At 67.7% G+C, this 21,016-nt stretch carries 19 protein-coding genes; 9 read left to right on the top strand and 10 right to left on the bottom strand.

Annotated features, from left to right (window positions below; all coding sequences use genetic code 11):
- Positions 1–139: 139 nt before the first annotated feature.
- Positions 140–640, bottom strand: a complete 501-nt coding sequence (gene greA, locus ACFU53_RS22500) for a transcription elongation factor GreA (RefSeq protein WP_383995124.1) — start codon at positions 638–640, stop codon at positions 140–142.
- A gap of 219 nt (positions 641–859) precedes the next feature.
- Positions 860–1,258: a DUF4307 domain-containing protein gene (locus ACFU53_RS22495; RefSeq protein ID WP_383995121.1), complete on the bottom strand. Its 399-nt coding sequence runs from the start codon at positions 1,256–1,258 to the stop codon at positions 860–862.
- A gap of 249 nt (positions 1,259–1,507) precedes the next feature.
- Here ACFU53_RS22495 and mca point away from each other — a divergent pair, with 249 nt between their 5' ends.
- Together mca and ACFU53_RS22485 are read left to right on the top strand one after the other, a co-directional pair.
- Positions 1,508–2,359, top strand: coding sequence for a mycothiol conjugate amidase Mca (mca, locus tag ACFU53_RS22490; RefSeq protein ID WP_383995130.1), 852 nt, complete (start codon positions 1,508–1,510; stop codon positions 2,357–2,359).
- A 21-nt stretch (positions 2,360–2,380) separates the two neighbouring features.
- Positions 2,381–2,623, top strand: a complete 243-nt coding sequence (locus tag ACFU53_RS22485; protein ID WP_383995118.1) for a hypothetical protein — start codon at positions 2,381–2,383, stop codon at positions 2,621–2,623.
- A 100-nt stretch (positions 2,624–2,723) separates the two neighbouring features.
- Here ACFU53_RS22485 and ACFU53_RS22480 read toward each other — a convergent pair whose 3' ends face one another.
- Complete coding sequence (locus ACFU53_RS22480) at positions 2,724–6,035, bottom strand: tetratricopeptide repeat protein (protein WP_383995115.1); 3,312 nt, start codon at positions 6,033–6,035, stop codon at positions 2,724–2,726.
- A gap of 267 nt (positions 6,036–6,302) precedes the next feature.
- Here ACFU53_RS22480 and ACFU53_RS22475 point away from each other — a divergent pair, with 267 nt between their 5' ends.
- From ACFU53_RS22475 to ACFU53_RS22455, 5 genes are all read left to right on the top strand, one after another.
- The gene (locus ACFU53_RS22475) at positions 6,303–8,345 is read left to right on the top strand and encodes a thioredoxin domain-containing protein (RefSeq protein ID WP_383995112.1); all 2,043 of its coding nucleotides are present in this window, start codon (positions 6,303–6,305) and stop codon (positions 8,343–8,345) included.
- Positions 8,346–8,558: 213 nt separating this feature from the next.
- Entirely contained in the window at positions 8,559–9,821 is a 1,263-nt protein-coding gene (locus ACFU53_RS22470; protein ID WP_383995110.1) for a glycosyltransferase, read from the top strand.
- Complete coding sequence (locus tag ACFU53_RS22465) at positions 9,818–11,509, top strand: ArnT family glycosyltransferase (RefSeq protein ID WP_383995107.1); 1,692 nt, start codon at positions 9,818–9,820, stop codon at positions 11,507–11,509. Before ACFU53_RS22470 ends, ACFU53_RS22465 begins: the two co-directional genes overlap by 4 nt.
- Positions 11,506–12,732 carry a glycosyltransferase gene (locus ACFU53_RS22460; protein WP_383995104.1) on the top strand — a complete coding sequence of 409 codons (1,227 nt, stop codon included), beginning with the start codon at positions 11,506–11,508 and terminating at the stop codon, positions 12,730–12,732. The genes ACFU53_RS22465 and ACFU53_RS22460 overlap by 4 nt, the downstream gene beginning before the upstream one ends.
- Positions 12,729–15,182, top strand: coding sequence for a galactose oxidase-like domain-containing protein (locus ACFU53_RS22455; RefSeq protein WP_383995101.1), 2,454 nt, complete (start codon positions 12,729–12,731; stop codon positions 15,180–15,182). Before ACFU53_RS22460 ends, ACFU53_RS22455 begins: the two co-directional genes overlap by 4 nt.
- Before the next feature lie 68 nt (positions 15,183–15,250).
- Here the strand turns inward: ACFU53_RS22455 and ACFU53_RS22450 are convergent, their stop codons facing one another.
- From ACFU53_RS22450 to ACFU53_RS22435, 4 genes are all read right to left on the bottom strand, one after another.
- Positions 15,251–15,514: a hypothetical protein gene (locus ACFU53_RS22450; protein ID WP_383995098.1), complete on the bottom strand. Its 264-nt coding sequence runs from the start codon at positions 15,512–15,514 to the stop codon at positions 15,251–15,253.
- Positions 15,511–15,714, bottom strand: coding sequence for a hypothetical protein (locus ACFU53_RS22445; RefSeq protein ID WP_383995095.1), 204 nt, complete (start codon positions 15,712–15,714; stop codon positions 15,511–15,513). Before ACFU53_RS22445 ends, ACFU53_RS22450 begins: the two co-directional genes overlap by 4 nt.
- On the bottom strand, positions 15,714–16,028 hold the full coding sequence (locus ACFU53_RS22440; RefSeq protein ID WP_383995092.1) for a hypothetical protein: 315 nt from the start codon (positions 16,026–16,028) through the stop codon (positions 15,714–15,716). The genes ACFU53_RS22445 and ACFU53_RS22440 overlap by 1 nt, the downstream gene beginning before the upstream one ends.
- Positions 16,029–16,099: 71 nt before the next feature.
- Positions 16,100–16,351: a hypothetical protein gene (locus ACFU53_RS22435; protein WP_383995089.1), complete on the bottom strand. Its 252-nt coding sequence runs from the start codon at positions 16,349–16,351 to the stop codon at positions 16,100–16,102.
- 133 nt (positions 16,352–16,484) lie between these two features.
- Here ACFU53_RS22435 and ACFU53_RS22430 point away from each other — a divergent pair, with 133 nt between their 5' ends.
- Both ACFU53_RS22430 and ACFU53_RS22425 read left to right on the top strand, forming a co-directional pair.
- Positions 16,485–17,249, top strand: coding sequence for a GntR family transcriptional regulator (locus ACFU53_RS22430; RefSeq protein ID WP_383995087.1), 765 nt, complete (start codon positions 16,485–16,487; stop codon positions 17,247–17,249).
- Positions 17,250–17,301: 52 nt separating this feature from the next.
- On the top strand, positions 17,302–18,117 hold the full coding sequence (locus tag ACFU53_RS22425) for a class I SAM-dependent methyltransferase (protein ID WP_383995085.1): 816 nt from the start codon (positions 17,302–17,304) through the stop codon (positions 18,115–18,117).
- 518 nt (positions 18,118–18,635) lie between these two features.
- Here ACFU53_RS22425 and ACFU53_RS22420 read toward each other — a convergent pair.
- From ACFU53_RS22420 to ACFU53_RS22410, 3 genes are read right to left on the bottom strand one after another with little or no spacing between them, the layout of a single operon-like run.
- A complete protein-coding gene (locus ACFU53_RS22420; protein WP_383995082.1) occupies positions 18,636–19,052 on the bottom strand; it encodes a hypothetical protein in 417 nt (138 codons plus the stop codon).
- A gap of 30 nt (positions 19,053–19,082) precedes the next feature.
- The gene (locus tag ACFU53_RS22415) at positions 19,083–19,670 is read right to left on the bottom strand and encodes a hypothetical protein (protein WP_383995079.1); all 588 of its coding nucleotides are present in this window, start codon (positions 19,668–19,670) and stop codon (positions 19,083–19,085) included.
- Positions 19,670–20,461, bottom strand: coding sequence for a TIGR04255 family protein (locus ACFU53_RS22410; protein WP_383995077.1), 792 nt, complete (start codon positions 20,459–20,461; stop codon positions 19,670–19,672). Before ACFU53_RS22410 ends, ACFU53_RS22415 begins: the two co-directional genes overlap by 1 nt.
- Positions 20,462–21,016 lie beyond the last annotated feature (555 nt).

The following is a 21,016-nucleotide window of genomic DNA, read 5'->3' as shown; positions in this document are numbered from 1 at the left end:
CGCACCCGAACCAGCCACTTCGCAGCACTTCGCCCCGCCGAGCTCATGCTCAACGGGGCGAAGCAGGACCAGCCCCCGAATTAACCAACAGCGTCCCGAAGGGGCGCCGGGGGCCACGGGTCGAGCGGGGGTTACGCGTTCAGCTCTGGTAGGGCACGGCCTTGAGGATCTTCACCGAGGCGAACTTGCCGTTCGGCAGCTCGTACTGTGCGTCCTGGCCGACCTTCTTGCCGGTCACGCCCGAGCCGAGCGGGGACTGCGGCGAGTAGGTCTCGATGTCGGAGCTGGCGTACTCACGGGAGGCGAGCAGGAAGGTCACGGTGTCGTCCTCGTCGCCGTCGAAGGCGATCGTCACGACCATGCCGGGCGCCACCGCGCCGTCCGCCGACGCCGGCGCCTCGCCGACCTTGGCGTTCTCCAGGAGCTGGGTCAGCTGGCGGACCCGGAGCTCCTGCTTGCCCTGCTCCTCCTTGGCCGCGTGGTACCCGCCGTTCTCGCGCAGGTCGCCCTCCTCGCGCGCGGCCGCGATCTTGGCGGCGATCTCCGTGCGCGCAGGACCAGACAGGTGATCCAGCTCGGCCCTGAGCTGGTTGTACGCCTCCTGGGTCAGCCAGGTGACGTTCTCGCTGGTCTGGGTCACAGGTGCTCCTCGTAGGTACTGGGAATACAAAGCATCGCCCTACCCAGAAGAATGTTCCTTCACGAGTGGGCGAAACCACGAGCCTAACAATTCAGTGGCGGAAGGGGGAGGACATAAACCACAAGCATTACGTCGACGCAGGTCAGGGCATCGATTCGGAGAGCCGGGGTCCAGCCGGTGCCCCGGGGCGGTCTCCAGCCGGCACCTCGGGGCCGGGGTTCAGCCGACGTGACAGCCGAGCAGTTCGGCCGTGGTGCCGCGCGAGGTCGTCTTGAGGGTGACGACCTTGTCGATGTCTGTAATGCCGGCGTCGAAGCGGAAGTCGGCGCGGCCGACCTCGGCGCCGTCCTCAGACTGGGAGCGCACGGTGCAGTAGCCCTCGACACCGGCGTCCTTGTCGCCCCTGAGGTGCACCTTCACCGAGGTGGCCGAGGTGTCGAAGGTGTAGATCTCGACGCTGATCTTGTTGCCGACGACGTAGTGGTAGGCGAACCAGCCGATGAGGACGAGGAGGGCCGCGCCGAGGACGCTGCCGATGACCTTGAGTTTGCGGTCGGCGCGCTCGTCCGCGGAGCGGCCGTAGCGGCCCTCGGGAAGCCGCGTGCTCGCCGTGGTCATGGTCGTCCTCTCGGAAAGGGGCCGGAAGCGTGCTTCCGGCAGGGGCGTCCACGCTCTGGACCGGGAATATCCCGCCCCCCGATGCCGTCACTATAGAAGCCCCCCGCCCAGCGCCTGACGGCCGCCCCACACGGGTGTCCGAGCGGGACGGCAGTATGGACTCACCGGATCGCGCCGGGCCGAGTCATCGAAGTTCAGGCCGGGCGCCGAGTGACGAGGGAATGAGTCTTGACTGACCAGCTGCGACTGATGGCCGTGCACGCGCACCCCGACGACGAGTCGAGCAAGGGTGCGGCCACCATGGCGAAGTATGTGTCCGAGGGGGTGGACGTGCTGGTCGTGACCTGCACGGGCGGGGAGCGCGGCTCCATCCTCAATCCGAAACTACTGGGCGACAAGTACATCGAGGAGCACATTCACGAGGTACGCAAGAAGGAGATGGACGAGGCCCGCGAGATCCTCGGCGTCGGGCAGGAGTGGCTCGGCTTCGTCGACTCCGGTCTCCCGGAGGGCGACCCCCTTCCGCCTCTTCCCGACGGCTGCTTCGCCCTGGAGGACGTCGACAAGGCGGCCGGCGAGCTGGTCAGGAAGATCCGCGCGTTCCGTCCCCAGGTGATCACCACCTACGACGAGAACGGCGGGTACCCGCACCCCGACCACATCATGACCCACAACATCTCGATGGTGGCGTTCGAGGGCGCGACGGACACCGAGAAGTACCCCGAGGCCGAGTACGGCCCGGCGTACCAGCCGCAGAAGCTGTACTACAACCAGGGCTTCAACCGTCCCCGCACCGAGGCGCTGCACAACGCCCTGGTGTCGCGCGGCATGGAGTCCCCTTACGGCGACTGGCTCAAGCGCTGGGACGAGTCCGAGCACAAGGACCGCACCCTCACCACGCACGTCCCCTGCGCCGACTTCTACGAGATCCGTGACAAGGCCCTCATCGCCCACGCCACGCAGATCGACCCCGACGGCGGCTGGTTCCGGGTCCCGATGGAGATCCAGAAGGAGGTCTGGCCCACCGAGGAGTACGAGCTCGCGAAGTCCCTCGTGGACACCTCGCTCCCCGAGGACGACCTCTTTGCGGGCATCCGCTAGCCCTGGGGGACAATGCCAGACATGAGCGTAAGCCTGGCAGTCACACACCTCGCCGTTCCTCTCGCCGAGGAGCTGGACAAGGACAAGGTCACCCCCGGCGTCCTCGGCTTCATCGTCTTCGCGGTGATGGCCCTGGCCGTCTGGGGCCTGATGAAGTCCATGAACAAGCACATGGGCAAGGTCGACTTCAAGGAGACGCCGGACGCATCCGTCGAGGAGACGACGACGGATGCGGGCGGGAAGACGACACCGGCGAAGGGCTGATCGCCGACGCGATGGCTCGACGGCGTGACTCCGTGACACCGCTCAGGTGTCACGGAGTCACGGCGCATCGCCGCGGGAGGCCGATCACCGAGTCCTTCGCTCACCCATGCCCGCCCGCCACCGGTACCCCCATCACCTCCCGGGCGTGGCGGTTCGGGACCATGCCGAGGGTCCAGGCGCGCCAGCCGCTCTCCAGGTTCACGCCTCGTTCCAGCAGCAGCTGATACGCCTCGATGTATTCGGCGAGTTTTTCGTCGCGCAGGGGATGAGCGGTGCGGGAGAGGTGGGCCAGGTCTTCCTGGGCCACGGCTGTGCCGATCTCGACTCCGCCGGGGGCCGCGTACGGCAGCAGGGTGCACTTCAGGAAGCGGGCCCAGTCCTCGCCGCGGCGGTCCCCGTAGGACGTGAAGAGACGGGTCGCCTCCTCGCAGAGGGCCAGGGCCTGGGGGGTGCGGGCGTTGCCCGCGTCCACCACGGCCAGTTCCAGGCAGGTCCAGGCCTCGCCGTGGGCCACGCCGATGCGCTGGAAGTCGGCGCGGGCGTCGACGAGGAGTTGGCGGGCGAAGCCGGAGTTGCGCAGAGAGCCGGTCTGGACGGCTCGTTGGTCGCGGGTCACGCGGGCCGAATGGTGCCTCGCGCAGGCCAGGCCGTAGACGTCACGCATGCGGGAGAACATCGTGCGGGAGCGTTCCAGTTCGCGTACCGCCTGGTCGAGGTTGCCGGTCTCCTCCAGGGCCTGGCCCAGGTAGTAGCCGCTCCAGGCCTCGCCGCGGGCGTCCTCGTTGTCGCGGTGGTGGGAGAGGGCCTGGCGGAGGCCGTCGACGGCGGCGGAGGGGTCGCCGGCGACGATGCGGGCGCGGGCGAGCTGGGTCATGGCCCAGGCCTGGCCGCGGGCGTCGCGGGTACGGCCGAAGAGGTCCAGGGCGGTGCGGAGTTCGCTCTCCGCCCGCGGTACGTCGCCCATCCGCAGCACCAGTTGGCCCAGCTGGAAGTACGCCCAGCCCTCGCCGTGCAGGGACTCCTGCTGGCGGTGGATGACCAGGGCGCGGGTCAACAGGTCCAGTGCGTCGGCCAGGTGGGCGCGGTCGCGTTCCACCGCCGCCAGGGCGTGCATCGTCCAGGCGCGGTCCGCCGCCAGCTGGGGGACCGACTGCAGCTGGAGGGCCTCCAGGAGCTTCGCCGCCGCCTCGGTCAGATTGCCCTGGTGATGCAGGGTGATGCCCAGGGAGCACAGGGCTCGGGCGGCGCCCGCGTCGTGGTTCGTCTCCATGTAGAGGTCGACGACCGACGCTAGCGTCGTGCGGGCCTTGTCCAGCTCGCCCAGCTGACGGGCCGCGATACCCGTACGCCATTGGACCGAGCGGGTCAGCAGGCCCTGGTCGACCGACTGGGCCAGCTCGCTGAGCTCACCGAGGCGGTAGAGGTCGCCGCGCAGCAGGCAGTAGTCGCACAGGGCGCCGAGGAGGCTGAGGACCGCCGCCTGGTTCACGCCCTCCGCGTGCCGGAGCGTGGAGGTGATGAAGCTCGTCTCGTCGTCCAGCCAGCGCAGCGCCTCGTCCAGGGAGACGAAGCCGTGCTGGCCGAAGCGGTCCGAGCGGGTCGACATGTTGCCGTCGACCAGGCGCAGGACGGAGTCGGCGAGGTCGGCGTAGGTGACGATCAGGCGTTCCTGCGCGGCCGTGCGCTCGCTCTGTTCCTCCTCGTCGAGAAGGCGGGCGTGGGCGAAGGCGCGGACCAGGTCGTGCAGGCGGTAGCGGTTGCCGTGGACATGGTCGATCAGGCCCGCGCGGGCGAGCGCGGTGAGGTGGCGGGTCGCCTCCGTCTCGTCGGTGGCGAGGAGGGAGGCGGCGGCCGCCGCGCCCAGGGAGGCGCGGCCCGCCAGCGCCAGGCGGCGCAGCAGACGGCGAGAGGGCTCCGACTGGTCGGTGTAGCGGAGCCAGAGGGCCCGTTCGACCGACTCGACCGGGCCGTACGCGCCCAGGTCCGTGGCCAGTTGGCCCGGCGTGCGCGGGCCCAGGGACGAGCCGGCGATGCGCAGGGCGAGGGGGAGGCCGCCGCACAGGTGCCGGATCCGGGCGACGGATTCGGTGTCGTAGGAGGCGGACCTGGCGGCCGCGGACGCTCCGGTCGGCGCCCCCGTGGAAACACCGATCGAGGACCCCGCTGATGCTCCCGCCGGCGCTCGCGTGGACGCCGCCCCCGCCGACAGCACCGAGCCGTCCTGCGCCGCCGTGCTCAGCAGTTCGTGAGTGCCGTCGCCGTCGAGCGCCTCAACGGGGAGCTGGTGGACCCAAGCGGGCAGATCGGCGGGGAGGGCGAGCGGGGTGCGGGCGGTGACCAGGACGAGGCTGTCGGAGCGTTCGGGGACGAGGGCGCGGACCTGCTCGGGGTCGGAGGCGTCGTCGAGGACGATCGTCACCGGCAGGGCGGTCAGGTGCTGGTGGTACAACTCGCCGAGCCGTTTGACCTGCTGGTCCTGGGACGTGCGCTCACGGAAGAGGAGCTGGTCGCGGGGGGCGCCGAGACGATTCAGTAGATGCATCAGCGCGTCCCGGGTGGGGAGCGGGGTCTCCTGCGGGCTGTCGGCGCGCAGATCGACCACGCAGGCGCCGCGGAAGTAGTCCCGCAGCTCGTGGGTCGCGCGGACGGCGAGTGCGGTACGGCCGGAGCCGGGCGCACCGTGCAGTACGACGACGGTCGGCCGGGTCTCGGTCTCGGCGCGGGCCGCCTGTACCCACTGGCGGATCTTCCCCATCTCCGCCCGCCGGCCGGCGAACCGGTCGTCGGTCTCGGGGAGTTGGGCGAACGACTGCTCCAGTACGTTGCGCCGCCGTGCCGCCGCGCTCTTGTCGGTGCCACGCAGCTGGGGCGCCTTCTTCTTCGCCGTGGACGCGGCGAGTACGCGCTGCTGGTCCAGGAACGGCCGTATCCCACGCACCTCCAGCGCCGTCAGCCACTGCAGCCGCAGCTGCTCGGGGCCGCCGGGCTGGCCCAGAGCGCCCGCGCGGTGGTGGGCCGCGGGCACGTGGGAGGCGGTCACCTTCAGGACCGTGGCCACGGCGCTCGCGATGCCGACGATCAGGCCGGTGCTCACGGCGGTGCCGGCGTCGACGCCGAAGGAGAGGTCGGCCACGACCGCCGTGCCGGCGGCGACGGCCGCGACCAGCAGGGGAGTTCCGGAGCCTTCCTTCGCGTAGCGCTGGCCGAAAGTGAGGCGGCCGACCTCCGACTCGTCCAGTGCACGGGTGTACGCCTCGTACTCCTCCGCGGCGTTCTGCGCCATCGTGTCCAGCGCGGCGCGGGCGCGGCCGAGCAGGACGACTCCGTCGGTACGGCCGCCCGACCTGCGGACCTCCTCCTCGACCGCCCGGACCAACAGCCCTTCGGCCTCCCCCCGGTGGCTGTCCCGCATCACAACGTCCCCCTTCGCCGAAACGGCTGCCTCTGGCCAGTGTGGGCCGATCGGTGTGACTAGGCGAGAGGGCGTGATCGCCGCCGGCGTCGAGGGACGGGGTTTCGCCGTGGGGTACTGGGGCTGTTCGCCGACTTCGGGTTCGTCGTGGCTCGTCGCGCGGTTCCCCGCGCCCCCGTTGGGGCGCGCCGAGTGCGCCAGCGCGGAGAACGGGACGCGCCCCCGTGCTGAACTGCGATTCCCGGGTACTGGGGAATGATGGTGCCCATGGCGAATCGACTGGCCCACGAGACCTCCCCCTATCTCCTCCAGCACGCTGACAACCCGGTGGACTGGTGGCCCTGGTCGGCCGAGGCGTTCGAGGAGGCGCGGCGGCGGGGGGTGCCGGTGTTGCTCAGCGTCGGCTATTCGAGTTGCCACTGGTGTCATGTGATGGCTCATGAGTCGTTCGAGGACCAGGCGACCGCCGAGTACCTCAACGCCCACTTCGTCAGCGTCAAGGTCGACCGGGAGGAGCGGCCGGACGTCGACGCGGTGTACATGGAGGCCGTGCAGGCGGCGACCGGGCAGGGCGGCTGGCCCATGACCGTGTTTCTGACGCCGGAGGGGGAGCCGTTCTACTTCGGGACGTACTTCCCGCCGGCGCCCCGCCATGGGATGCCGTCCTTCCAGCAGGTGCTGGAGGGTGTGCGGGCCGCCTGGACCGGTCGGCGGGACGAGGTCATCGAGGTCGCCGGGAAGATCGTGCGGGATCTGGCCGGGCGGGAGCTGAAGTTCGCGGCCGTCGACGTGCCCGGGGAGGACGAGCTCGCGCAGGCGTTGCTCGGGCTCACCCGGGAGTACGACGCGGCGCGGGGTGGGTTCGGCAGGGCGCCCAAGTTCCCGCCGTCGATGGTGATCGAGTTCCTGCTGCGGCACGCGGCGCGCACCGGATCCGAGGGCGCGCTGCAGATGGCGCAGGACACGTGCGAGCGCATGGCCCGCGGCGGCATCTACGACCAACTCGGCGGCGGCTTCGCCCGGTACTCCGTCGACCGTGAGTGGGTCGTGCCCCACTTCGAGAAGATGCTGTACGACAACGCCCTGCTCTGCCGGGTCTACGCCCACCTCTGGCGGGCCACCGGCTCCGAACTCGCCCGGCGCGTGGCCCTGGAGACGGCCGACTTCATGGTCCGTGAACTCCGGACGAACGAGGGCGGGTTCGCCTCCGCGCTGGACGCCGACAGCGATGACGGAACCGGGAAGCACGTTGAAGGGGCTTACTACGTCTGGACGCCCGAGCAGCTGACCGAGGTACTCGGCGAGGAGGACGCGCGGCTCGCCGCGCTCCACTTCGGGGTCACGGAGGAGGGGAGCTTCGAGGAGGGGGCCTCCGTGCTGCAACTTCCGCAGCACGAGGGTGTGTTCGACGCCGAAAAGGTTGAGTCGGTCAGGAATCGGCTGAACGAGGCGCGTTCGCGCCGCCCCGCCCCCGGCCGCGACGACAAGGTGGTCGCCGCCTGGAACGGGCTCGCCGTCGCCGCGCTCGCCGAGACCGGCGCCTACTTCGACCGCCCCGACCTGGTGGACGCCGCGATCGCCACCGCCGACCTCCTCGTACGACTGCACCTGGACGAGAAGGCGCGGCTCGCGCGGACCAGCAAGGACGGGCAGGTGGGGGCCAACGCGGGGGTGTTGGAGGACTACGCGGATGTGGCGGAGGGGTTCCTGGCGCTGGCGTCGGTCACGGGGGAGGGGGTATGGCTCGAGTTCGCGGGGTTCCTGCTCGACCATGTGCTCGTGCGGTTCGTCGATGAGGAGTCGGGAGCGATCTACGACACCGCCGTCGACGCGGAGAAGCTGATCCGGCGGCCGCAGGATCCGACCGACAACGCCACACCGTCCGGGTGGAGTGCGGCGGCGGGGGCGCTGCTGAGTTATGCCGCGCACACCGGATCCGAGCCCCATCGGACCGCCGCCGAGCGGGCGTTGGGTGTGGTGAAGGCGCTGGGGCCGCGCGCTCCGAGGTTCATCGGGTGGGGACTCGCGACCGCCGAGGCGTTGCTCGACGGGCCGCGCGAGGTGGCGGTCGTCGGGCCGCAGGGGCATCCGGGGACGAAGGAACTGCACCGGACGGCGTTGCTGGGGACCGCGCCGGGTGCGGTGGTTGCCGTCGGAAGCACGGACAGTGACGAGCTGCCGTTGCTGGCCGACCGTCCGCTCGTCGGCGGTGAACCGACCGCGTATGTCTGCCGTAACTTCACATGTGACGCTCCCACGACCGATGTCGACCGGTTGCGTTCGACCCTCGGAACAGCCTCGACCGGCTGAAACTCGCCGGTCAGGGACCGGGGCAAGATCGAACAACTGCCCGGAAACGGGCCGGTGTTCGGACACTTCCGACTACATGTTCTACCGAACGGAAACACGCTTTTTATCGGAAGGGTCCCCAGGGTTCACAGTTTCCCCCTAGTCTCTCCACAGCGACGCGGCGGGAGTAACTCCTGCCGCGACAGGGGGTATTGGGATCCGGGGGGATCTATCTTGCTGACGTCTGTCTTCATTGCTGTCGTCTCGCTGGCCTTGTTCTGGATGGCGGCCTTCACCTTGTGGTGGCAGATGCACGCGTGGCGTACGCCCGAAGTGCTCGCTTCCACCCGGTTCAGCAGACCGGACGGGGACGAGCATGTGTCGTTCTCGCTGCTGCTGCCCGCACGCCATGAACAAGCCGTGCTGGACCACACCATCCAACGACTGCTCGAATCGAGCCACGACGACTTCGAGATCATCGTGATCGTCGGGCACGACGACCCGGAGACCACCGCCGTGGCACGGGCCGCCGAGGAGCGCGACCCGCGGGTCCGCGTGGTGGTCGACCACCACGAGAAGAAGAACAAGCCAAAAGCCATGAACACGGCGCTGCCGCACTGTCGCGGCGACGTCGTCGGGGTCTTCGACGCCGAGGACCAGGTCCATCCCGAGCTGCTGACCCACGTCGACCACGCCTTCCGCACGACGGGCGCGGACGTCGTGCAGGGCGGAGTGCAGCTCATCAACTTCAACTCCAGCTGGTACAGCCTGCGCAACTGCCTGGAGTACTTCTTCTGGTTCCGGTCCCGGCTGCACCTGCACGCGCAGAAAGGGTTCATCCCGCTCGGTGGCAACACCGTCTTCGTCCGCACCGATGTGCTGCGCGACGCCGAAGGCTGGGACCCCAACTGCCTCGCCGAGGACTGTGACCTGGGCGTCCGGCTGTCGAGCGTCGGCAAGAAGGTCGTCGTCGCCTACGACTCCGACATGGTGACCCGGGAGGAGACCCCCGGCAGCCTCATGTCGCTGATGAAACAGCGCACCCGCTGGAACCAGGGCTTCCTCCAGGTCTACCGGAAGAAGGACTGGAAGCAACTGCCGGGATTCCGGCAGCGGTTGCTGGCCCGCTACACGCTGATGACGCCGTATCTCCAGGCCATCTCCGGAGTGATCATCCCGCTCAACGTGGCCATCGCGGTCTTCCTCGACGTGCCCGTCGGCGTCGCCTTCATCACCTTCCTGCCGGCCGTCACCGCCCTCGTCACCTTCGTGTTCGAGCTCGTCGGACTGCACGACTTCGGCAAGCAGTACGGGCTCCGCGTCAGGTTCGTCCACTACGCCAAGCTCGTCGTGGGCGGCCCCTTCTACCAGGTGCTCCTCGCCTTCGCCGCCGTACGCGCGGTCTGGCGTGAGCAACGCGGCCGCAACGACTGGGAGTTGACCAGTCACGTCGGCGCACATCTCGCGAACGTGAACCGAGAGGACGTTCCTGCGTGACCTCCACACTTCCCGCGGCGACCAAGACGAAAGTCAAGGTCCCCGCGCAGCGGACAGCTGCGCCCAGAGTCGGTTCGACCAGTCGAACAATGGTGCCTGTTGCACCGAAACGCCTGCGCGACTCGCGCTCCGACCTCGTCCTCTGCGGTCTCCTCCTCGTCGCGATCATGATCGTGCAGGGGTGGAACATCGCCGACTACCCGACCCTCAGTGACGACGAGGGCACCTACCTCGCACAGGCCTGGGCCGTGCAGGAGGGCAGGGGGCTCGCCCACTACACCTACTGGTACGACCACCCGCCCCTCGGCTGGATGCAGCTCGCCGCACTGACCTGGATCCCCGCCCAGCTCGCCCCCGAGTCGATGACCGTCGGCTCGATGCGCGTGGTGATGCTGGTGATCAGCGCGGTCAGCGCCGTCCTCCTCTACGTCCTCGGCCGCCGCCTCTCGCTGCCCCGCTGGGCCGCCGGCCTCGGCATGGCCCTCTTCGGGCTGTCCCCGCTGTCGGTGGTCCTCCAGCGGGAGATCTTCCTCGACAACATCGCGGTGATGTGGACGCTGCTCGCGTTCTGCCTCGCCGCCTCACCGAGCCGTCACCTCTGGCACCACTTCGGCGCGGGGCTGGCCGCCGCCGCGGCCGTGCTCACCAAGGAGACGATGCTCCTCGTCCTGCCTGCCGTGCTGCTCACCATGTGGCGGCACAGCCACCGGGACACCCGGAAGTTCGCCATCACGGGCGCCGTCACCGCCTGCACCCTGATCGGTGTCTCGTACCCGCTGTTCGCCCTGCTCAAGGGCGAGTTGCTCCCCGGCGCCGGCCATGTGTCGCTGTGGGACGGCATCGTCTACCAGATGAGCCGCCCCGGCTCCGGCTTCATCCTCACCGAGGGCACCGGCTCCTACGGCGTCCTGCAGTCCTGGCTCTACTACGACCGCGTCCTGCCCCTCGGCGGACTCGCCGGCGCGCTGCTGCTCCTGGTCACCTGGCGCTGGTCGGTGACCGCGAGAGCCCTTGCGGGACCCGCGCTCGCCGTCGCGATCCTCGCCGGAATGGCCCTGCGCCCCGGCTATCTGCCCGCGATGTACGTCCTCCAGGCTCTCCCCTTCCTCGCCCTCGTCCTCGCGGGCGGCACCGCGAGCGTCGCGCACGGCGTCCTGCGCAGGTGGCGCGACGCGACCGAGAAACGGGCCCTGACCTGGGCGCGCCGCACGGTCGCCGTCGCCCTGGCCGCCGCCGCGGCGGTGTACGTCGTCCCCCGCTGGTACGACGGCAACCACACCGCGATGACGTTCAACGCCAACGCGCCCTACCAGGAAGCCGCCAAGTGGCTCGGCAGTGAGGTCGACGACCCCGCGGGCACCCGTGTCCTCGTCGACGACGCGCTCTGGCTCGACCTCGTCCACGAGGGCTACAAGCCCGGGCTCGGCGTCATCTGGTTCTACAAGGCAGACCTCGACCCGGCGGTGACGAAGACGATGCCGCGCGGCTGGCGCGACCTCGACTACGTGGTCGCCTCCCCCACCGTGCGGCGCGACGCGGTCGACCTGCCCAACGTCAAGGGCGCGATGGAGAACTCGACGCCGGTCGCCACCTTCGGCACCGGCGAGGACCGGATCGAGATCCGCAAGATCGAGGCCGCTGGAAACGACCGAATCCGCGAGACCGAGGCCGCTGGAGGCGACCGATGAACAGCGGAAGCTACGAGTCCACCGCCCCCGAAGAGCTGGGCGACCCGGCCGTACGCGGGGCGGAAATCCCCGAGCCGGGGGCCGTCACCATCGTCGTACCGACCTTCAACGAGTCCGCCAACGTACGGGAGTTGCTGCACCAGATCACGGAGACGGTGCCCGGGCGGCTGCCCTGCGAGGTCGTCTTTGTGGACGACTCCACCGACGACACCCCCGATGTGATCAACGAGGCCGCGCAGGACTGCCCGTTCCCGGTGACCGTCCTGCACCGCGACGAACCGGTCGGCGGACTCGGCGGCGCGGTGGTCGAGGGCATCAAGGCGGCCACGTCCGACTGGATCGTCGTCATGGATGGCGACCTCCAGCATCCGCCGTCGCTGGTACCGGAGTTGGTGGCGACCGGGGAGCGGTCGTCAGCGGGTCTGGTGGTCGCTTCCCGCTACATCAAGGGCGGCAGCCGGGCCGGACTCGCGGGCAGCTACCGCGTGGCCGTCTCGCGTGGGGCGACCTGGCTCACCAAGTCCCTCTTCCCACGCCGGCTGCACGGCATCAGCGACCCGATGAGCGGCTTCTTCGCGATCCGTCGCAGCGCGGTCACCGCCGACATCCTCCAGCCGCTCGGCTACAAGATCCTCCTCGAACTCGCCGTCCGCAGCCGCCCGCGGCAGGTCACGGAGGTGCCGTTCGTCTTCCAGGACCGGTACGCCGGCGAATCCAAGTCGACCGCGCAGGAGGGCCTCAGGTTCCTGCGCCACCTCGTAGGGCTGCGCACCGCATCGCCGCTGGCCCGCATGACGGTCTTCGGGCTGATCGGTGTCACCGGCTTCCTGCCGAACCTCGCGGGGCTGTACGCCCTGACCTCGGCCGGCATGCACTACGTCCCCGCCGAGATCCTCGCCAACCAGCTCGGGGTGCTCTGGAACTTCTTCCTCATCGAGCACCTGTGCTTCCGCGAGCGGCGCAAGCACCGCAAGGGGTGGGACCGCATCGGCCGGTTCGCGTTGCTCGCCAACGCCGACCTGGTGCTGCGTATCCCGCTGATCGCCCTGTTCGTCGGCCGGTTCGAGATGGGGGCGCTGCCCGCGACCGCGCTCGCCCTGGTGACGACGTTCGTGCTGCGCTTCGTGGGGACCGAGGCGCTGGTCTATCTGCCGCGAAAGACGTCTCGCCGTGGGGAGCGCGGCGAGGAGAAGCAGGCCGAGCCGGCAAGGAGAGCCGCGTGAAGATCCACCTGAAGAACCCCTTGAAGATCCGTATCAGACCCAGACCCAGACGAAGAACAGCCCTGCTGGCGGTCGGAGCGCTCGCCGCCGGCCTCCTGCTGGTCTCGCCCCAACCCGCGTCCGCCGCCAACCTCATCCAGAACCCCGGCTTCGAGACCGCCGGCAGTGACGGCATGCCGTACTGCTGGGAGAAGTCGGGCTGGGGCGACAACGACTTCACCTTCACCACGGTGGCGGGAGCGCACTCCGGCACCAAGGCCATGAAGGTCGAGCTGACCCGCCGGGTCTCCGGCGACCGCAAGGCCCTGATCACCGAGTCGGCCGCCTGCGCGCCCTCCGTCACGGTGGGCAAGCAGTACGACCTGGCGCTCTGGTACAAGTCGACGACCCCCGACACGTCCGTCACCCTGTTCCGGCACGACACCACGGCCGGCTGGCAGTACTGGACCGACCTCAAGACGCTGGACATCGCGGGCAGTTGGACCGAGGCGACGGTCCGCACCCCCGAGATCCCGGCGGGCACCGACCGGATCACCTGGGGCGTCTCCGTCTACGGCACCGGCTCCGTCACCACCGACGACTACACGATGGACCAGGTCGCCGACCCCGTCCCCGAGCCGGAGTGCACGGGCACGCCGGACGAATGCCAGAACGGCCGCTGGGACGTACTGCCCACCCAGAACCCCGTTCGCTCCATGCACTCCGTCGTCCTCAACAACGGCAAGGTGCTGCTGATCGCCGGCTCCGGCAACAGCGAGCAGATGTTCGAGGCGGGCACGTTCACCTCGGCGGTGTACGACCCGAAGAACGGCACGTACAAGCAGATCCCGACCCCGGACGACATGTTCTGCGCGGGCCATGTGCAGCTGGACGACGGCCGTGTGCTGGTGATGAGCGGCAACAAGGCGTACCCGGCGGCGGACGGTTCGCATGGCTACGAGGGCTACAAGGACTCGTACATCTTCGACCCGGTCACCGAGACCTACAGCAAGACCAACGACATGAACGACGGCCACTGGTACCCGTCGGCGACGATCCTCGGCAACGGTGACGTCATCTCGTTCGGCGGTCTGCGCGAGGACTCCACCGGCTCGGTGGCGGCGGAGCTGTGGTCGGACGCCGAGCAGAAGTGGCTCGAACTCTGGAAGGTCAACCAGACCTGGTCGTACTGGGGCCTGTACCCGTCGATGATCCTCATGCAGGACGGCCGCCTCTTCTACTCGGGCAGCCATGTCTTCGGCAACAACATCCCCGGCACGGGCAGCGCCATCTACGACTACGGCGCCAACACGATCACCCAGATCCCGGGCCTGCAGCGGAAGGACGAGCGCGACCAGTCCGCGAGCGTGCTGCTGCCCCCGGCCCAGGACCAGAAGGTCCTGACGATCGGCGGCGGCAACATCGAGTCCAACCCCGAGGCGAACCGGCTGACGGACGTCATCGACCTGAAGGCCGCGAACCCGGCGTACGTCGCCGGCCCGCCCATCCCGCAGGGCACGGTCGACCTCGGCAACGGCAAGGTCGCCCAGACCGGCAACCAGGGCAAGATGTACGTCTCGGCGGTCCTGCTGCCCGACGGCAAGGTCCTGGAGACGGGCGGCGCCCTGCACAACCGCGCCGACCCGGTGTTCGAGACGTCGATCTACGACCCCGCCACCAGCACCTTCGACCCGGTGGCGACGGACCCCGAGGCCCGCGGCTACCACTCCTCGGCCTTCCTCCTCCCCGACGGCCGCGTCATGACCACGGGTGACAACCCGGGCAACGGCACCTGGAACCACGACGTGTCGATCTACACCCCGCCGTACCTCCTGAAGGGCGCCCGCCCGAAGATCACGTCGGTGATCGACAAGGAGTGGGTGTACGGCGACACGCAGCGCATCACGGTGGACCGCCCGATCGCCAAGGCGGAACTGATCCGCCCCGCAGCGGTCACGCACTCCTCCGACCCGAACCAGCGCTTCGTGGACCTCCCCCTCTCGGTTGACGGCAACAACATCGACCTGAACGTGACGAGCAACCCCAACCTGGCCCCGCCCGGCTGGTACATGCTCTTCGCGGTCGACGCCAACGGTGTCCCGTCGGTGGCGGAATGGGTCCACCTCCAGGGCCCGTCAGCCCTCGCGCAGGCCTCCGGCGACGCCCCCTCGGCCCACGTCCACGAATTCGCGGACGCCCCGAAGGGCAAGACCACCGGCCCCCAGAAGAAGACCAAGTCGAAGAAGGTCAGCCCCACGATCTCGGGCTGCGACCGCCACTACGGCACGGCCAACGTCTGCGTCCCGACGGCCTTCCCGGCGGAGGTCAAGAAGACGACGGCGTCCCGCTGCGAATGGCTGAAGGAGAACAACTACGGCCGCCTGAAGGTCAACGGCAAGGACGACCCGCTGAAGCTGGACCGGAACAGGGATGGTCTGGCTTGTGGGAAGGGGGATGTGAAGCGCGGCTGACGATCAATTAGGTCAGCACGATCGGCCCCGTATCCGGCGGTAGTCCGTCGGGTACGGGGCCGTGGCCGTTACGCGCGAACGAGGATGTGCGCGGCCCCGGGCGAGGCTTGCACGGGTTGACGACAGTCCGGCGCGGTCGGAGGCGGGGGCTGGCCGTCGAGGGCGCGGCAGAGGGCGGCGTGCAGATGTTCGGCCTCTGCGAGAGTGAGGGTCATGTCGGTGTCGGTGGGGTGCCGGTCACCGGTCCCGTTCAGCCGCAGCGGTACGGCGATCCCGTCGTCATCCGTACGACGCACAGGCCGCCCGGGTGCGCGCTCGATGGTCCAACTCATGGCGTGGTCCCGCCTTTCCCGATGCGCGTGAGGCGGTACGTGCCCCACAGCTCCCGTCCGATTTCGCAGCCGTCCTGTGCTGTGTGGACGTGTTTGCAGCCGTCGGCGCACTTGCGGGTGTGCTCGAACCACAGCCGGTAGGCGCGGAGCATGGGGATCTCGACGCGTCGGGCGGTGGCTCGAACCCGTCCCCCGGTCATCAGCTTGCCTCCGCGAACTGTCGTGCCTGCCTGATCCGTTGGCGCACCTCGGGAGTCAGGACGTACGCGCCGACGAGGGTGCTGGCGATGTCCTCGGCGGTGATTTCCGGCAGTTCGGTGCGAGGCCACGGACATCGGGTTCGGTCTCTACGGCGCCGAGCACTCGCGAGGAAGGCGGCCCACATCTCGGGTGAGGGGTGGCGCACGGACTCGCCCGAAGAGGTGGTCGGGGCGGTGCCGGTGCCGGTGCTCGTGTCGCGGGCCGCGCGGCGGCTGGTTGCAGGGTCGGGTGGCCCGAAGAGCAACGCTTCCACCCATGTAAGTGCCCGTGATATAAGGTGCATTGTCGGTCTCCTACTCAGATCGGCCATGCCTCGGGGCCGTGTCAGCGGTCGCCGGGGCTTTCTTCGGCCTTGTTGTGGATGAGCACCCAGAGTCGGTCTCCGGCTGCGGTGCGTTCATGCCCGTACGTGTCGGCGTCGGCGATGACCGCGAGGACGGCCTTGCGCTTGGTCTCGCTCAGGTTCTGGGGCAGGTCTGCCTCCAGACGGACACCTGCGGCGCTCTCATTGCGGCGTACCTCGGAGCCGGTGGCGAGGGCCAGCCGTACAGCGATGCTTTCGACCTTCGGACACACGAATCCCCCGAGTGAGCATGAAGTCACGTTCCGTATTTCTACTTCAGTAGCTTCTACCTGATGCAGTAACTTGTCAATGTCGCCGTCAACCGCACCACCGGCCCCGCGACTTCGGGGCAGCACGGAGAGCCGTATGCCGAGAGAGGCCCCGTACCTCCATGTCGCGGACGACCTGCGCCATCGAGTCAGGAACGGTGAATGGGCCGTCGGCGAATGCCTGCCCTCGCGTGCCCAGCTCGCCGAGGAGTACGGGGTGGGCCGCAACGTCACCCAGCGGGCCATGGAACGCCTGATCATCGAGGGGGTTCTCGAAGGCCGCGCAGGCTCAGGCACCTACGTCCGTGCGCCTCGTGAACGGTTGCGTATGGTCCGGTCCCGGCACCGAGAGCGCCGTGGAGGTTCACCGTTCCGCGCCGACATGAAGGAGCAGGGCAGGCGGGGCACCTGGGAGTCCCACAGCCAGGCCCGCGTCCCAGCGCCGGAACACATCGCCCAGCGCCTCGCCCTCGCCCCGGGCGATCCCTGCGTCGTCACCCGGTACGAGTTCCTGGCGGACGGGCACTCGGTTCAACTGTCCGAGTCGTGGGAACCGATGGCCGTCACCGACGGCACCCCGATCGTCCTTCCCGAGATGGGTCCGCTCGCCGGCCAAGGCGTCGTCGAACGCATGCGATCCATCGACATCACCGTCGACACAGCCGTCGAGGTCCCCCGCCCCGGCCGAGCCACTCAGGAAGAGGCCAACCTGCTCGGCATCAGCATCGGCGACCTTCTGACCCGCATCGAGCGCACGTACTACGACAGCGACGGACGCCCTGTGGAGACGGCCAACATCACCGTTCCGGATGTGCGCTGGGAGATTGCGTACGAAATTCCGATCGAGCAACCAGAAGCCTGAACTCGGCGGCTCGGAAGGCAGATCCACCCCGCTCGGCACGAGAATGCCGCGTATGACGACCCCTGAGGTAGCGCCGGAGATCGTAAGGTTCTACACCGAGACGATCGACGAGGCCGACCGGCTGTCCACGACGGCGGACGGACACCTGGAGATGGTCCGCACCCAGGAGCTGCTACGCCGTCACCTGCCGCCCCCGCCCGCCCGGATCCTCGACGTGGGCGGCGGCCCCGGCACCCACGCCCGCTGGCTGGTGGCGGACGGCTACGACGTCCACGTCGTCGACCCGATCTCCCGCCACCTCACCCAGGCGGAACGGGCGGGCGCCACAGTCGAGTTGGGCGACGCCCGCAACCTCACGGCTGAAGACGCCTCGTACGACGTGGTGCTCCTCCTGGGCCCCCTCTACCACCTTCCCGACCGCACCGACCGCGACCGGGCGCTCGCCGAGGCCCACCGCGTCCTCAAACCGGGCGGCCTCCTCGCGGCGGCCGGCATCAACCGCTACGCCTCCCTCTTCGAACACACCGCCTTCGCGCACCTCCACAAGCAGCCCCTGCGCGAGAGCATCTCCGGCATCCTCGCCACCCAGATCCACGACGGAAAGAAAGCGTTCACGAAGGCGTACTTCCACAGCGGCGCCCAACTGCTCGACGAGGTAACCACCGCCGACTTCACCAACACCCAGGTCTACGGTATCGAAGGCCCGGCCTGGTCCCTCCTGGCCGCCACCGAACGCCACACCGGCAAGCCCCTCACCGACTCCCCGCTCTTCGAGTCAGCCCTGACCGCCGCGCGCATGGCGGAGCCGTATCCCGAACTGCTGGCAGCGAGCTCCCACTTGCTGGCGGTCGGCAAGCGGACGACATGACCGGTAGCCCACACGCCGCAACGACGTGCACAGCAAAGCCGATCACGGCCACCGTCAACCATCAGCTGGGACCGAAGTGTCAAGCATCTCCCGGGACCGGACACACAGGGCAGCGAGAGCATGATTCAAACTTTCTCTACTGGTTCAAGGCGGCTCGCTCCGCTCCCCGCACGCGGCCCGGCCCCCGGCCGGGCCTGCGCTCCAGTCTCCGCCCCGCTCCAGCCCGGACGGGGCCCGTGCCGCGCGTACAGCAAACAGCCGCCTGATGCGAGAGAAGGGGTACATCGCGGCTGGGCAGCCGCCAGGTGCCGCTACGCCGTCCATGTGACCCCTGTCAGCTGTCACCAACAGCACCCAAGTCGGAGCGAGGTTGCGGCCGTGACGAATCCGAAATGCGTGGCTAAGGCCGGCACGGGGTTGCTGGAGACACACGTGACAAGTGTGCGTTCAACCCACCCGCCGCCCTGGCTCACTTTCGGTGGCTCGGGCCAGAACAACGGTTGAAAGACTGATTGCGCTCAATAAACGCGCACCGACGCCTCCGCCAGCGCGTCACCAACCCGCGCCCTCAATGCCTTGTCATCGGGCCTAGGTTTCTCACCTCTAATGAGCGCGTGGGCAAAGCCAGCCGGAGGTTCATCTACGGGATCATAAATGATCCCGACACCATGAGATCGAGGAACAGCAGCAAGAAAAGAAAAGACCATCTGCCCAGGCTTCTTTATTACAGAATCAGGCCCCAGGCCGTGCTCATCTAGCAAGGCTTTCCGGTGGATCGATATACCGTCACTGTCGAACTGGAAAGCAGCACGACTCGGCTTCCTATCTCCACTGATGAGGTCCGCAGTGAGAAAATTCGGAACATCCGGAACCCGGCGATAGATGACTTCCTCGTCCAGAATAGACGCGTCATCCCACGTCGACGAACTCTCCAAGGCCAGTATCCCCCTCCCGCTCAGGCCACTTCAGACAAACAGTCTCTTCCACGCGGGATTACTGGCCCAGACCCTGAGCGAAAGGTCCTTAAGTGCGCGTCGAGCGTCGGCGGCGATCCCCTTTTCCCCTAGGTGACCGTCGATCCTAAGGCTACCGTCAACATTGACTGCGTAGACATAGGGAGCCTCGCCAGGGGTAAACTCGATTTCCAGACGCTCTTTACCTGCGCGCCACTCAGTCAAAACACCACCCTCGGATGTAGGCGTCAGGAATGGGTAAACACTGCGACTGTCTGTCAAGTGGTCGAGGATGCGATAGACCTGGTGGGTTACACCTTGAGAGATAGAGTCAGCGTGTCCTCCATCCCAGCCCACCTCAAGCGAACGAAGTTCCTGGAGCTTAGAGCTGATGTACATCTGCAGCTCTAGTTTTGTAGATACGCCGAGCGGCTGCAAGAAGTGGGAAGCGCTTTCACCAGCGAGATGGGAAGCAAATTTCCGGATGACCCACATCCCGGCAGGCGCAGAACGCCTTGAGGGTCGCGCAAAATCCTGCGGTAAGCCGAGAGATGATGTGCATCGCCCAACACCCGCAGCCGAAGCACTCCAGACATTCATCACTTCTCCCCCCATTCGCGTCGCATGCGCTCGCTAGTCACCTTTTCAAAGACGCTAGTTACCACATCATGCGCCTCTTCAAGTGCACCCCAGAAGTCGGATCCAGATTCGACGTCCGCTTCTGCACTTAGCGTGAGATTTGAGCTGTCGGGGATTTCCTCCTCGGCGCTCTCCCCTACCGCCGAGTCAACCCCCACCAGTACCCCGACGTTAGGGTGATCTTCATAATCACAGTAATGCACCCTGAACCCGGAATAGTCAGGCTTACCAAAGGGGAAAGAGCTTTCCTTATTCCATCCGGTCAGCACGCCGGCCATGGCCTCGTGCGCTGCGATCCCCAGCAAGTTATTGGTGTACTCAACCGAGATGCGCTTGACTTCCGGGATCTCACCGACCGCTTCATGAGATAGCTTGCTAAATCGCTCCAGCTTCTCACTTAGCTCAGACTTCAAAGTATCAAAACCTGGATATCCGTCACTTTCAGGCTCGAAAATCCAGGCCAGAATGAAGCGGTCATGCTGGAATCGGATCCGCCGATCACCGCTCTCTGTGGCGAATACGCACAGCGGCATGGGCCACGAAAGCCCGGACTGCACAAACTGTACAGAGTCCGGCTCTTGGGGGCCCCACGACGGAAGTGGAGTCAACTCCTGAAGCTCGGGGTATTGGTGACGCCACTCAACGCGCAGCGGCGCTAGATCAAGCGTTCGAAGCTTCGCAAGTGGCTGCAGGAAAACGCTCAGAACCACCGACCGCACTGGCGGTCGAGCAAAGCTCAGCTTCTTCGCCATCACGACACCCCCTTGTCCAGGTTACCCACATCAACTACGCAACTAACAGCGTTTGTACTCAGCCCGTTACTGAGGGAGGTTAACTATGTCCACTGTGGCACAGTTTGACCTGATACGCAGTGGACTAGTCCACAAACCTCGGTCACCGCGACCCTACTAAGCAAGCCTGTGTCACGCTGGCGATTGTTGAAGAGAGAAATGATCTCGCAACATGTAGCACCTGCCCGTACTTGTCGGGAAGACGTCAGCTTGGCCGACTTCGTACATGCAGCGTCACAGCACTGCAGGTCGAGAGAGCAAAGAGACAGCCCCCTTCACACGCCAGACTCCGCACCAGCGTCAAGCTCAGGTGGGACGAGGCACACACCCGTTTGATTATCCGGCGCACTCGCCATCGTGGCTGGCTGTCGTCGACTGAGGCTCAGACCCTCACGTCGTGGCTACGCGCCCTGGAAACCCACCTCAGGAGTTCGTCATCGACAGCGTGTAGCCGCTCACGCCATCCCCGTGCAGCCTTGGGGCTACGACCCATGCCACGCGCCGCAGCACCCTCAG

Source organism: Streptomyces sp. NPDC057474, from assembly GCF_042802555.1.
In the GTDB taxonomy this organism is placed as follows: Bacteria; Actinomycetota; Actinomycetes; order Streptomycetales; family Streptomycetaceae; genus Streptomyces.
The sequence above is the reverse complement of the archived record's forward strand: the minus strand, read 5'-3'. Positions and strand labels throughout refer to the sequence as shown.